At 70.4% G+C, this 13,209-nt stretch carries 12 protein-coding genes; 7 read left to right on the top strand and 5 right to left on the bottom strand.

All coding sequences use genetic code 11. The features are described from left to right. Nucleotides 1-25 precede the first annotated feature (25 nt). A complete protein-coding gene (locus MKL09_RS22780; RefSeq protein ID WP_244023962.1) occupies nt 26-1,387 on the top strand; it encodes a sigma-54-dependent transcriptional regulator in 1,362 nt (453 codons plus the stop codon). Nucleotides 1,388-1,546: 159 nt separating this feature from the next. Here the strand turns inward: MKL09_RS22780 and MKL09_RS22775 are convergent, their stop codons facing one another. Together MKL09_RS22775 and MKL09_RS22770 are read right to left on the bottom strand one after the other, a co-directional pair. Beyond that, entirely contained in the window at nt 1,547-1,828 is a 282-nt protein-coding gene (locus MKL09_RS22775; RefSeq protein ID WP_243963210.1) for a hypothetical protein, read from the bottom strand. A gap of 100 nt (nt 1,829-1,928) precedes the next feature. Further along, nucleotides 1,929-3,242 (bottom strand): capsule biosynthesis protein, encoded by a 1,314-nt coding sequence (locus tag MKL09_RS22770; RefSeq protein ID WP_244023960.1) that lies wholly within the window; start codon nt 3,240-3,242, stop codon nt 1,929-1,931. A gap of 280 nt (nt 3,243-3,522) precedes the next feature. On the opposite strand from MKL09_RS22770, the gene MKL09_RS22765 reads away from it, so the two are divergent. The 6 genes from MKL09_RS22765 (at nt 3,523) to MKL09_RS22740 (ending at nt 8,658) form a co-directional block, all read left to right on the top strand. Then, nucleotides 3,523-3,873 (top strand): hypothetical protein, encoded by a 351-nt coding sequence (locus MKL09_RS22765; protein ID WP_244023958.1) that lies wholly within the window; start codon nt 3,523-3,525, stop codon nt 3,871-3,873. Between the two features lie 87 nt (nt 3,874-3,960). Further along, nucleotides 3,961-5,004, top strand: coding sequence for a lysylphosphatidylglycerol synthase domain-containing protein (locus MKL09_RS22760; RefSeq protein ID WP_279606068.1), 1,044 nt, complete (start codon nt 3,961-3,963; stop codon nt 5,002-5,004). Between the two features lie 5 nt (nt 5,005-5,009). Beyond that, nucleotides 5,010-5,792 (top strand): flagellar type III secretion system pore protein FliP, encoded by a 783-nt coding sequence (fliP, locus tag MKL09_RS22755; protein WP_244023954.1) that lies wholly within the window; start codon nt 5,010-5,012, stop codon nt 5,790-5,792. A 186-nt stretch (nt 5,793-5,978) separates the two neighbouring features. Continuing rightward, nucleotides 5,979-6,515, top strand: a complete 537-nt coding sequence (locus tag MKL09_RS22750) for a TadE/TadG family type IV pilus assembly protein (RefSeq protein ID WP_244023952.1) — start codon at nt 5,979-5,981, stop codon at nt 6,513-6,515. Then, complete coding sequence (locus tag MKL09_RS22745; RefSeq protein WP_244023951.1) at nt 6,515-7,222, top strand: TadE/TadG family type IV pilus assembly protein; 708 nt, start codon at nt 6,515-6,517, stop codon at nt 7,220-7,222. Before MKL09_RS22750 ends, MKL09_RS22745 begins: the two co-directional genes overlap by 1 nt. Then, nucleotides 7,207-8,658 carry a pilus assembly protein TadG-related protein gene (locus MKL09_RS22740; RefSeq protein ID WP_244023948.1) on the top strand — a complete coding sequence of 484 codons (1,452 nt, stop codon included), beginning with the start codon at nt 7,207-7,209 and terminating at the stop codon, nt 8,656-8,658. The genes MKL09_RS22745 and MKL09_RS22740 overlap by 16 nt, the downstream gene beginning before the upstream one ends. A gap of 10 nt (nt 8,659-8,668) precedes the next feature. Here MKL09_RS22740 and MKL09_RS22735 read toward each other — a convergent pair whose 3' ends face one another. The 3 genes from MKL09_RS22735 to MKL09_RS22725 form a co-directional block, all read right to left on the bottom strand. Then, complete coding sequence (locus MKL09_RS22735; RefSeq protein WP_244024020.1) at nt 8,669-8,956, bottom strand: AAA family ATPase; 288 nt, start codon at nt 8,954-8,956, stop codon at nt 8,669-8,671. 17 nt (nt 8,957-8,973) lie between these two features. Then, nucleotides 8,974-12,315 carry a hypothetical protein gene (locus MKL09_RS22730; RefSeq protein ID WP_409566968.1) on the bottom strand — a complete coding sequence of 1,114 codons (3,342 nt, stop codon included), beginning with the start codon at nt 12,313-12,315 and terminating at the stop codon, nt 8,974-8,976. A 141-nt stretch (nt 12,316-12,456) separates the two neighbouring features. Continuing rightward, nucleotides 12,457-13,125, bottom strand: a complete 669-nt coding sequence (locus MKL09_RS22725; protein ID WP_244023944.1) for an invasion associated locus B family protein — start codon at nt 13,123-13,125, stop codon at nt 12,457-12,459. Nucleotides 13,126-13,209 lie beyond the last annotated feature (84 nt).

The following is a 13,209-nucleotide window of genomic DNA, read 5'->3' as shown; positions in this document are numbered from 1 at the left end:
CCACGACATTTGAGAGGGACGAACCATGCGGCTCCTGATGATCGGGCGGCTCAACGGCGAGCTGATCACCGCTTCCAAGATCGCGATGCGGCGCGGCGCCTCGGTGACGCAGGCGGATGCGATCCCGCAGGGCCTCAACGTCCTGCGCGCCAAGGGCGCCGACCTGATCATGATCGACGTGTCGCTGGCGGTGCGCGACCTCGTCGACGCCCTGGAGGCCGAGCGCATCCGCACCCCCGTGGTCGCCTGCGGGGTCTCGGCCGACGCGCAGACCGCGGTGGCGGCGATCCGGGCCGGCGCCAAGGAGTACATCCCGCTCCCGCCCGATCCCGAGCTGATCGCCGCGGTGCTGGAGGCGGTCGCCTCCGACCGCGCCGCCTTCGTCTGGCGCGACCCGTCGATGGAGCGGGTGGTCAAGCTCGCCGAGCAGGTCGCCCCCTCCGAGGCCTCGGTGCTGATCACCGGCGAGAGCGGCACCGGCAAGGAGGTGCTGGCCCGCCACGTCCACCTGAAGTCCCACCGGGCCGGCAAGCCGTTCGTTTCGGTCAATTGCGCGGCGATTCCCGAGGCCCTGCTCGAATCCGAGCTGTTCGGCCACGAGAAGGGCGCGTTCACCGGCGCGGTCGCCCGGCGCATCGGCCGGTTCGAGGAGGCCAATGGCGGCACGCTGCTGCTCGACGAGATCTCCGAGATGGATGTGCGCCTGCAGTCGAAGCTGCTGCGCGCCCTGCAGGAGCGGGTGATCGACCGGGTCGGCGGCACCGCCCCGGTGCGGGTCGACATCCGCGTGCTGGCGACCTCGAACCGCAACCTGATGGACGAAGTCCGCAAGGGCACGTTCCGGGAGGACCTGTTCTACCGGCTCAACGTCGTCTCCTTGAAGCTGCCGGCCCTGCGCGACCGGCCGGCCGACATCCTGGAACTCGCGGCCCATTTCGCCCGGAAATACGCCGAGGTGAACGGCGTGCCCACACGGCCGCTCAGCGCCGAGGCTCGGGCGCTGGTGCTGAAGAACCCCTGGCGCGGCAACGTGCGCGAGCTCGAGAACACCCTGCACCGGGCGGTATTGCTGGCTTCCGGGCCTGAGATCGGCCCCGACGCGATCCTGTCCCCGGACGGCGAGGCGATCGCCACCGAAGGGCCCGCCGGTCGCGCCGTCCAGGCCGCCGAAGCCGCGACCCGCGGCCTGGTCGGCCGGACCGTGGCGCAGGTCGAGTGCGACCTGATCCTCGACACCCTCGACCATTGTCTCGGCAACCGCACCCACGCGGCCAAGATCCTCGGCATCTCGATCCGGACCCTGCGCAACAAGCTCAACGAGTACGTCTCGGCCGGCCTCGACGTGGCCGAGCCCGGCGCCGTCCGGGCGAGCGCGGCCTACGGGTAGGGCAGGATATCAAGAGCGCTCGCGGCGGCTATCACCGTCATTGCGAGAGAAGCGAAGCAACCTAGGGAAACGCCACCGCCGGGGATCGCGCGCCGCCCTGGGTCGCTTCGCTGCGCTCGCGATGACGAAACAGCAGAACGTTCCGAGCCGCAGCCCGCGTCACCGCCCGTTGCGGGACGCCTTGTTGGCCTCGTTCTGGGCCGCGAAGGCGGCGTCGAGCTTGCGCAGGGATTCGTAGCGGGCGACGTCACCCTCCACGTCGCGGATCGTCTCCTCGACGAGGTGGCGTTGGAGCGCGACGCGTGGGTCGTCGGGGGGGAGCGCCTCGCGCTCCTGCAGGCGGAGCACGGCCTGCCGCACGACCGTGTAGACCGCCTCGCGCTCCGCCCGGCTCATCGAGGGCCGGATCGCCTTCGCGACGAGATCGGAGAAATCCGACATGGACCGTTAGACTTCACGCATTGACCGGGGAGGCCCGGGACACCGGGCCGTCTCCCTCTACAGACCGCGCGGCGCGGGATCCAGACCCTGCGGCGCCGGCTCACATCCGCTGATCGCGGATGCCGGCGATCAGGAGCGAGGACGAGCTCCAGAGCACGAAGAAGCAGAAGAACGCCACGATCAGGGTATGGCCCCGCTCGGGGTAGAGGCTGTCGGTCGGCAGGACCGGCGGTACGAAGGTCGCCAGGAAGATGTGCTGCTTGCTGGCCGAGACCCGGGCGCGGTCGAGCAGCATATGCGCCGATTCCTCGAGTTTTTCCGCGATGGTCCGCTCGACCAGCAGGCCCTCGTACTGGAGCAGCGCCTCGGTCAGGTTGGTGCCGCCGCCCGCGGCCGCGCCGGCATTGGTCAATTCGTCCTGCAGCGTCTTCATCTGCTGGTCGATGGCGGCGACATTGGCGACCAGCGTCTGGATCGAGCGTGAGCGCTCATCCAGGTTCGAACTGCGCAGGACCTGCAGGTCGGTCTCGAGCTTGAGCTTTTCCTTGCGCAGGATCGTCAGGGTGGTCAGCGTCCCCTCGGCGGTCTTGATCGGGTCGATCACGCCCCACTGGTTGCGGAAGCCTTGCAGCGCGAGATGGGCCTTGCTCAGGCGCTCCTGCGCCACCGTCGCATCCGCCTGGGCCTGCTTGACCATGTCGGCCTGGGCGCGCTTCGAGATGTCGTTGATCAGCGCCTCGGACCGGGTCACCACCTCGCCGGCGATGGTCAGGGCGTCCTGCGGGGTGAAGGCCCGCACCGACAGGCGGATCACGCCCGAGATCGAATCGATATGGGCATCGACGTGCTTGCGCCAGTACTTGGTCAGGTCCTCGATCGGGTCGCTCGGATCGAACCGGGCCCAGAAATCCGCCTCGGGCCGGGAGAACATCTTCGAGATGCCGATGCTCTTCTCCAGCGCCTCGACCAACGTCTGGCTGGCGATGAAGTCGCGGACGATGAAGCTGTCCTGGCTGTTGTGCTTCTGAATCAGGTTCGTGTACTGGCCGAGCGAGATGTTCTCCATCGGCTCGACGTTGCCGCGCACCGTGAACTGCGCCTCGGCGATGTACTGGTTGGACGCGAAGACGAACAGGTACAGGCCGACCACAAGGGTCGGCAGCAACACGAACATCCCCACGCGGCGGATCACCCGCGCGCCGTAGCTCGACGTGTCCTCCCGGCGCTGCCCGAGGCCGGGCAGGCGGGTCCAGTCGAGGCGCTCGCGCGCCGCGGCCATCAGCGCCCGGGCGCCGCGCTTCTCCGGCACCGGACGAATCGTCTCCGCGCCGTGGCGCAGCTCGGTCATCGTCGATGGGGCGAACGTCACGAGTTCGCCGTCGCGCGTGTCGTCCTTGACGTCGTCGAAGCTCATCCGCTCACTGTTCCTGGGTCTGCGCCGGATCCGCCACCGCGAAACCGGCCGGAGGACGGCCCGTGCGCCGCGTCGGAATCCCGTTCTTTTCGGCCCTTTTTAAGGCACCGCCCCCCAGCGCACCCGCACCGCGGCGTCGGGCAACGTAGCCGGCCCCGGTATCGCGCCGTACAGTCTCGCGATGATGACACTCCCACGCGTCGCGCCCGAGTCCGGGGACCGCCCAGCGGGTCGCCCGGCCCTGACGAAGTCTGCCAAGACCAAACTCGCGGAGGTCGTGGTGGTGTGCAGCAAATGCGCCAAGCGCCAGGGCCTGCGCCCACGCGCGGTGCGGGCGATGCTGAAAGGCGCGGCCAAGCAGGCCGCCAGGGACGGGCTGCTCGCCGGGCGGACCAAGCTCTGCATCGTCGAGTCGGGCTGCCTCGGGCCCTGCCCGAAACGCGCCGTCGCCGTGGCCACGGGCGCGAGCCTGGCGGAGGGCCGCGTCGTCCTGCTCGATCCCGATTCCGCCCCCCGGGACGCCCTCGCCGCCGTGCTCCGCCCCGTGCTACCGCGGCGGCGCGCCCCCGAATTCGGCCCCAATACCCCCCTAGCGGCGGTGCCACCTGCCGAATCGCCGCCGGATGCTTGACTGGCGCAACCTGGAGCGCTCGCCCTTGCCCGCCACTCGGCGCACATCCCCCGCGGGCCGGCCGTGAGCGGCGACCGCGCCTCCCCGATGCGCCGCTTCGGCCTCGCCGTTTTGCGCCGGTTGCCCCTGATCGGCACGCTGATCGGCCTCGGCCTCGCGGTCTGGCTGGTGGCGACCAACGATCTGTCCGCGGTGGCCGCGGCGTTCGGGCGGATCGGCTTCGTGGGCTTCGCCGGCGTTACGCTGGTCCGCGTCCTTGTGGTGCTGGTCTGCGGCCTCGCCTGGGCGCGTATCCTGGACGGACTGTCGACCGCTCCGGCCTCGTCCTGCCTGATCCTGCGCTTCGTGCGCGAGGGCATCAACGTGCTGCTGCCGGTGGCCTCGGTCGGCGGCGACGTGCTCGGCGCCCGGCTCCTGACATTCTGGGGCGTGACCGGGACCCTGGCGGCGGCCTCGGTGCTGGCCGACATGCTGTTCCAGGTCGGGACGCTGGCCTTGTTCGCCGGCCTCGGTGCCGGCTTGCTGAGCCGAGTCGAAGGTCCGGCCGCAGCCGAGTTGGCGCACTGGACATTGCGGACCCTCGCGGTGGCGGGCCTCGCGGTCGCGGCGTTCTTCGCGCTCCAGCGCACCGGGATCGTGCGCGTGCTCGAGGATCGCGTCGCGGCTCTGGGCCGGCGTTTCGTGCGCGAGACCGAGACCCGTCCCGAGCCGGCGCCGCGGATCCAGGGGGCCCTCGACACGGTCTGGGCGGTAGGACGGCGCGGCCGCCTCGCCCAGTCCTTCGCCCTGCACGCCCTGGCCTGGCTGCTCGGCGCCGCCGAGGTCGCGGTCGTCCTGACCTGCATCGGCGTCGGCCCGATCAGCCTGTCCGAGATCCTGGTGATCGAGGCGCTCAGCCAGGCGATCAAGGCCGCCGCCTTCCTGGTGCCGAGCGGGCTCGGCGTGCAGGAGGGCGGCCTCGTGCTGGTTTGCGGCCTGTTCGGGATCGATGCCGGCACGGCGATCGCCCTCTCGCTCGCCCGGCGCGTCCCCGATGTCGTGCTCGGCCTGCCGGCGCTGCTGGTCTGGCAGAATCTCGAGGCGCGGCGCACGGACGTGCGGCCGGCAACCCCCACCTGCGACCGTCCGTGACCCCGATGCCCGTGACGACGAACGCGCCGACGCGCGACACCCGGGGCCGCACGGCCCGCAACCGCGGCGTCCTGATCCTGGCCGGGCTGGCCGGCGCCGTGCTGGCCACCGGACCGGCGCTCGCCCAGAGCCTCAGCGTCGATCTCGGCGCAGGCGGCACCACCGAGCGGGCGCTCCAGCTCGTCGCGCTGATCACGGTCCTAGCGGTGGCGCCCTCGGTGCTGGTGATGGCCACCGCCTTCACCCGGATCGTCGTCGTGCTGTCGATCCTACGTTCGGCTCTGGGCACCCAGACGGCGCCGCCGACCGCGGTGATCGTCAGCCTTGCGCTGTTCCTGACCGCCTTCGTGATGGCCCCCACCGGGCGCGCCGCCTACAGCGCCGGGATCGAGCCCCTGGTCGCCGGGCGGATAACCCAGGGCCAGGCGTTCGAGCGGGCCTCGGCGCCGTTCAAGACGTTCATGCTGAAGAACGTCCGCGAGAAGGACCTGAAGCTGTTCCTCGACCTCGCCAAGGTGCCGGTGCCGAAGGGGCCGGAGGATGTCGGGCTCGAGATCGTGACCCCGGCCTTCATGATCTCGGAGCTGCGCCGCGCCTTCGAGATCGGGTTCCTGCTGTTCATCCCGTTCCTGATCATCGACCTCGTGGTCGCCTCGGTGCTGATGGCGGTGGGCATGATGATGGTGCCGCCCGCCACCGTCGCCCTGCCGTTCAAGCTGATCTTCTTCGTGCTGGTCGACGGCTGGACCCTGGTCGCCGGATCGCTGGTCCAGAGCTACGGCGGATAGAGCGCGCGCCGCCGAAGTGCCGCCGGTTCGTCGAGAGAATGCGCGTCCTGACAATGGCCTCGCGGCGCCGGCCTGATGCGATCAGACCGGATATGCCCCAAGATTCACCAAGGTAAGTCTATAGAGAATCGAAGGCTGTTTTAACTTGGGTTTAGCAATCTCTTGCTAACAGAGCGCATGTTTTTCATGCGCCACTACGTTCGCGATCGAGGAGGGGCGGCAGCGGTCGAATTCGCCCTGGTGGCGATGCTGTTCATCCTGGCCCTTCTGTTCATCATGACCGTGGCCACGATCCTGTTTATCAATCAATCCCTCGATTATGCGACGACCCGGGCCGCTCGACAGATCCTCACCGGCGCGGCCCAGAGGAACGCCCTCGACCAGGCCGGGTTCAGAGCTTCGCTGTGCAGCAACCTGCCTGCGACGTTGAAATGCAGTAACCTCGTCGTCAACCTGTACGTGGTGCCGACTGGAACGTCACCCAGCGGTTACTACACCTACGTGAAATCCGACCTCAGCGGCCTGGCGATCCCGGCGCTGACCCCGGGTTCCGGCCAGTACAGCCTCGGCACGCGCGGGCAGTTCCAGTACCTTCTGGTGATCTATCCGATCACCTTCCTGCCCTCGGCGTTCGCGTCGATGCTCGGCGGCGGTGCGACCTTCAACGGCGCGCCGGCCTACCTGACGGTCTCGACGGCGGCATTCCGCAACGAGCTGTTCTGATGGCGGGTGGCTTGCCCTCGGCGGCGTCCTTCTTCCGAGACACGCGGGCGGTCTCGGCGATCGAGTTCGCCCTGATCCTGCCGGTGCTGCTGATCCTGATGCTCGGCGGGACCCAGCTCGTGACCTACGTCAACGCGAGCCGCAAGGTCGGGTTGATCGCCCAGTCGATCAGCCAGATGATCTCTCAGGCGATGCCGCCCTCGGGCTCGACGGTGGCGACCGTCAACGCCGCCGACCTGCATTTCAGCTACGATTCCACCCTGGTGCTGTTCCCGTACCTGATGAAGGACGCGCCGCGGCAGGGCCTGCAATGGTGGCAGGACATCGCCATCACCTACGCCGCCGTAGCCTTCACCCAGACGGCGTCGAACTGCTCAGGCAGCGACCTGAGCGCCTGCTACACGGCTGCCGTCGCCTGGACGAGCTCGGGCACCACCGGCGGCAATTACCGGCCCTGCGTGGTCCCGCAGCTTCCCGCGGCCGACACCGCCCCGCCCAACCGGACGACGCTGCCGCGCTCGGTGTTCGGGCCCGGCTCGATCGTGGCCGTGGACGTGGTCTTCAATTTCCGGCCGTCCTTCGGCGCGCGGTTCATCCCCGCCGTGCGGATCGCCCGCTCGATGTACGTGCAGCCGCGCTACGCCACGCTGGTCAATTTCGACCCGACGGGCAACGATGGGATCGCCGTGAAATGTCCGGGCTTCTGAAACGCGCGCGCCGCCTTGTCGCCCGAGCCGCGGGCCTCCCGAAGGCGCGCTCCGGCAACGTGACGATCCTGTTCGCCCTGAGCCTGCTGCCGATGGTCGGCCTGCTGGGTTACGGGGTCGATTACGGCGTGGCGATCACCGACAAGGCCAAGCTCGACGCCGCCGCGGATGCCGCCGCCATCGCCGCCGTGGCGACCGCCAAGGCCTACATCGCCGCCAACCCGAGCCAGGCGAACGTCACCGCCAACGCCATCGCGGCCGGCATCGCCCAGGCGACGAGCGCTTTCAACGTCAATGCCGGCACCGTGCCGTTCGCGCAGGTGCAGCTCCAGACGCCCCAGCTGGTGCGGACCAGCCAGACGCTCAAGTCGACCATCATTTACAGCGCCACCGTGAAAAACAATTTCGGCCAGATCTTCCGAACCCCGACTACGAACTTCTCCAACACGGTCATGGCCTCGGCGGATCTCGCGAGCTATCTCGACTTCTACCTGCTGCTGGACGTCTCCGGCTCGATGGGCCTGCCCGCGACGACGGCCGGGATGAGCCAGCTCGCCGCCAACAACAAGGACATGTGGTCGGATTACAAGCAGGGCTGCCAGTTCGCCTGCCATTACCCGGGCTACACCGCCTGGAAATACGCGACGGCCAACAACATCCAGTTGCGCTCGGACGCGGTGAACAACGCGGTCTGCTCGCTGATCCAGCGGGCCTCGACTCCCACGGTCGCGAGCCAGTACCGCGTCGGCCTGTACCCGTTCATCAATCAGATGGGGACGCTCGCCGACATCAACAGCTCGATCGCCACCCTGAACATCGCAGCTCAGTGCTCGGCATCCCCGCGGCTGGCCTTGAGCAACCTCTTGGATACCGGCACCACGCAGCTCTACACCAACAACGACCCCAGCACCGGCACAGGCTCCGGCGGAACGCATTTCGAGGTCGTCCTGCCGCAGATGAAGACGACGATCGTCAATGCGGGCGGATTCGGCGACGGCTCCAGCACCAGCGCGCGCAAGCCGTTCATCTTCCTGGTCACCGACGGGATGCAGAACGGGCAACACTATTCCATCACCAAGAACAGCAAGTATTATTACCCCGGCAATCCGTCGACCTTCTCAGGCTATGCCGCCGGCAACTTCGATGGCTCATCGCCGGCGCAGATCGACCCGTCGCTGTGCACGGCGCTGAAGAACGCCGGCGCGACGATCTCGATCCTCTACATCCCGTACAACATCATAACCTATACGGATTACGGCGGGACCGTCGCCTGGGAGAACAGCCGGGTGAACGGCTTCAGCCCGACGTTGGCGACGCCTCTGCAGAGCTGTGCCACGGCGGGCTATTTTTACACGGCCAACTCTCCGGATGACATCACGGCCTCGCTCAACGCGATGTTCGACCAGGCCCTGCAGGTCGCCCACCTGACGCAATAGGCGGACGAAATCAGACCTCGACGATCCGCACCGCAGAAAACCCCTCCTCGCGCGTCGGCGGCTCGAACAGGCGGGCGACCGATCGGATGCTCGCATCCGGGACGACCCTGTCGGCTCGCCGCTGCCGGTTCCGCTCGAGGGCGACCGCGAGGGGGACACGGATCCAGACGGCGTCCACCGGCACGCCATAGCCGCGCGCGACGGCGATGATCGGCGCCCGGTGCCGCGCGCCGGAAAGGGCGGCGTCGACATAGACGCGGCCGGACTCGGTTTCGAGGAAGTGGTCGGGGTCGATCACCAGAGCCAAGGCGCCGCTCAACCCGGCGGCGTGCCCGGAGCTTCTGCGCTGCTCTGACGTGCGCCGGTCGCGGCTCCGCGCTCCGGCAAGGCGGATTCGGGATAGCGCTTGCGGTACTCGGCCAGGAAGGCCGAGAGGGTCTCGGCCTTGGTGGCGCGGGCCGCGATGGCGCGGAATTCCGGCGTCTTCGTCGGGTTGGCGCCGGTGAGCAGCGCGAAGGTGCGGGCGTCCGGGCTCTCGGCCATCGCCTCGGAGAACTTGGCCTTCAGCCGCTCCATGCCGATCGCCTCGCCCGCGAGGTCGTACGCGATGGCGGCACGCACCGCGTCGGCCCGGGCCTGCTCGTCCAGGAGCCGGCCGGCGCGCCAGGCATCGCCGAGCAGCGCCTCGTGCGATTCGCCGGCCTCGCGCCAGCGGCGGGCGCCCCAGAAGATGTCGGCCCGCAGGCGCTCGATATCGGGGCCGCTCTCGTCCTCAATCGTCTCCAGGGCGAGGTCGGTGCGGGTCAGGTCCGAGAGGGCGCGGGCGCGGACCAGGGCGCGGGCGCGCTTCAGCTCGCCGGGCAGCTCGGGCAGGTTGGTGGCGTCGAGCACCTGCAGCGCCCGCATCGGCTTGTCGTCCATCAGCCGGATCGTGGCGAGCCGGGCGGCCACGGCGGACTTGGCCGGGCCGGTGAGCCGGTTGTCGATCTGGTACTGGAGCAGGTCGGCGGCCGAATCCAGCAGGTCGAGCCCGACCAGGCGGTCGGCCAGCCGGCGCACCACCTCGTCGCCGCGCCGCCCGATCGGGGCCAGCTCGCGGAAATCGAAATACAGCGCCACCGCGTCGACCCCGGAAAGCTGGTCGCCCTTGTCGGTGAGGTAGAGGTTCTCGAAGGCGGTGCGCGCCTCGCGGGCCAAAGCCTGGGTGGCGGTGTCGTTCGGCGCGAAAGCGCTGGCCCGGCGCAAGGCCGTGAAGGCGTCGCGCCAGCGGCCGGCACCGAGATAGAGCCGCGCCAAGCCGACCGAGATGCCGGTCTCGGTCGGGCCGCCGTGCCAGGTCAGCGCCAGCCGCTCCAGCCGGTCGATCGCCGCCTCCGGTTCGAGCTTGCCGGAGGCGCGCGCCAGAAGCGCGCCGCGCAGCTGCGCCTCGGCCGCCACCGGCCGCTGGGCGACCTGCTCGAGGCGGGCATAGGCGTCGAGCGCCGCCTCGGCCTGGCCAGTCGCCTCGGACACGCGGGCGCGGACCAGGGCGAGCCGGTCGCGGATCCAGGGCGGCAGGTTGGGCGCGTCCTCGGACCGGGCGGCAGCCGTCTCGGCATCGCCGTTCTCGATGGCCGATTCCGCGGCCTGGGCGCGGATCTGCTGCGCGAGGTCCGGGGGATAGCTCTCGGAGAGCGGCAGCGTGTTGAGGAAGCCGGTCTCAGCCGCCTTCCAGTCGCCGAGTCCGGCCGCGGCCATCGCCCGCCACAGGGCGGCCTCCGGGTCGCTGGCGAGCTGCGACGCCGACAGGGCCTTCAGGGCCTCGGCGTTGCGGCCGCTGCGCACCAGCGCCAGCCCGCGCAGGATCGCGACGTCGCGCTGGGTCGCCAGCAGCGGATCCTCGGCGGCGGCTGCCTCCAAGGCCGCCAGCCCTTCGAGGTCGAAGCCGTTGGCGATGTTGGCGCGGGCGAGCGCCAGCCGCGCCGGACCACGTTCGGCCGGCGGCACCGTCGCGGCGGCGTTGGCGAGCGCCCGCAGGGTCTCGCGCACATTCCCGGCCCGCGCCCGATCCCACGCATCGGGCAGGACCGCGAGGGTCCCGGCCTCGGCCAGGGCGGGATCGGCCTTGCGGGCCGCCGTGGAGGTGGCGAGACCGCCCTCCCGGCCGATCGTCACCCCGTCGAGCTGGGGCCGCACCGCGAGGTCGTCGGCGCCGGCCAGCACCGCGACGCCGTGCCGGCTCGGCAGGATCTCGAAATCCACGAAGCGGCGGCTCTTCGGATTGCCGATGGCGCGCTGCGCCGCCGAGGTGACCACGGCGATGCGCTCGCCATCGCGGTCGAGCCAGGTCGCCGATCCCGGCCTGGGCAGCGCCAGCGCGACGGTGATCCGGCCGGTCGGGTCCGGCTTGCGGACCGGGTCGAGGCTGTCGCTCGGGCTGAGCGCGTCCCCCGCCGACAGCTCCCAGGCCGAGCGGGTCCCGGTGGTGACGGCAGCCAGATCGACCAGCCGGCCCGACGGCACCGCAAAGCGCAGGACCGTGACCGCGCCGATCCGCTCCGGCGCTCCCACCGGCGCGAGGCCCTGGCCGCTCGCCGGAACGGTCACGGGCTCGGCGGTCTCGAACACCAGCGTGGCGACGCCGCCGCGCTCGAACAGGGCGGCGGGGGGCAGGGTCTGGAACGGGAAGACCAGGCCGGCGCCGGCCTGGCGCTTCGGCGGGGCCTCTGGGGGCGTGTCCGCGGCGGCCGGAACCTCGGCCTTCCGGACGGGGATCGGGGTCGGCGCGGCCGGCTTGGCGGCGTTCGCCTCAAGGGGCCCAGGGACCTCGGCGGCCTTGGACTTGGCGGCCTCCGGCGGCGCCTTGGTCACGACGTCGATCGTGTAGGCGCCGTCCTCGCGCTCCGTGGTGATCGAATAGCCTTCGGCGGGGGTGACCAGGATGCTGGCCGATCCCTCGTCGGAATCGGTGGCGAGCTTGGCGATCCCGGGCCGCGGGCGACCGCGAGCCTCGTTCGAGTCGATGGTCCAGGGTCCGGTCACGCGCAGGCGCGTCGTCGGACCCTCGGCGGTCACGGTCGCCACCGCCTCGTCGGGCAGGCGCAGCGACAGGCGCGTCAGGGTCGGGAGCCGGGCGAGTTCCAGCGTGAGCGGCTTGCGCACGGGCGGCGGCGTGCGCGCCCGCAACGCCTCCTCGGCGACCCGTGCCCGGCGGGCGAGTTCGGCCACCACCTCGGGGGGCAGAGGCGGCGGCAGGCCGGACCAGCCCTCCGGCAGGAGATCGACGAACACCCGCTCGCCGGCGGACTGCACGTTGGCCCAGAACGGCCGCTGCAGCGCGACCCGCAGGCCCGAGCCGTCGGGATCGCGCCGGACCGTGGACACGAAAGCGGGCATCTCCTCGGTGAGATGCTCGGGACCGGGGGCGACCCGCTCTCCATAGCCGAGCAACAGGATGCCCCCGGCGAGCTTCGCCTTGACGGTGACCGGCTTGTCGAAGGTGAGCACGATCCGGCCGTAGCCGCCGGGGCCGCTACCGGATTCGTTGCCCTTGGCGCCGATCAGCCGGGCGGCGAGCGCCGGGTCGATCACCGCCAGAAGGGCGAGCGCGGGCAGCGACACGCGCAGCAGCGCGCCGCCGTATCGGCCGATCCGGGATCGCCTGCCCTCCGAACCCATCGCCTCGCCGATCCGATCCCGGCGCGCGGCCCGCCCGGGGCCGCGGCGCCCGGCGCCACACATGGGATCCACCTTGGGGCATCGCGGCTAACGCTGGCTTAACCGTAACCCGGGGATTGGCCGGATCCGGTCCGATCGGTCTCAGCCGCTGAGGGCGACGGCGCGGTCGAGGGCCTGCGGAAACCCTTCCAGCGGCACCGTGATGGTGGCGGGCTCGGTGCCGCTCGCCTTCTGGCCGGTCACCAGAAGGGTCTTGGCATTGCGCATGCCGTCGAGCGCGAGTGCCGGGAAGCTGATCGGCACGAGGCAGCCGTCGCTCACGCACAGGCTGTAGGGCGCGCCCTTTCCGAGGGTCTGCTCGTCGAGCTTGAAGGTCACGCCGGACTCGATCGACAGGCCGAAGGGCATCAGCACGATGCCTTCCGAGCGGCCGTCGATCGGAGTCTGCAACTCGACGCCGAACTTGCGCCGGCCGGTCTGCGAATCGCCCTGGGACTGGGCGACGATGCAGGTGACCTTCTCGCTCGGGCGGGTGCAGGTCATGGTCCAGTCGCCGTAGCTCTCGCTGACCGTGCTGGCGCCGGTGGGCCAGGTCGCGTGCGCTGGGGCGGGCGTGGCGGCGGCTGCCGGCTTGGCCGCGGGCTTCGGAGCAGGCGGCTTCGGCTTAGGTTTGGGCTTGGCTTTGGCCGGCGCCTCCCCGGCGGCCGGGGCCTCGGGCTCGGCATCCTGGGCACGCGGCGACGTGAACGGAAGGGCAAGCAGCAGCGTCGCGATGAGATTGAGGCGAACGACCGCTCGAAACGTCGACATAGAATCACGATCCCCCGGGGCCATTGACGGCAAAGCCGCCTAACGTCCCAATCGGGGTGAGGCAATCGTCCGGCGACGCAGGTC

It is taken from the genome of Methylobacterium sp. J-048 (genome assembly GCF_022829515.1).
GTDB lineage: Bacteria > Pseudomonadota > Alphaproteobacteria > Rhizobiales > Beijerinckiaceae > Methylobacterium.
Note: the sequence above shows the minus strand (reverse complement) of the source record. Positions and strands in the feature narration are given on the sequence as shown.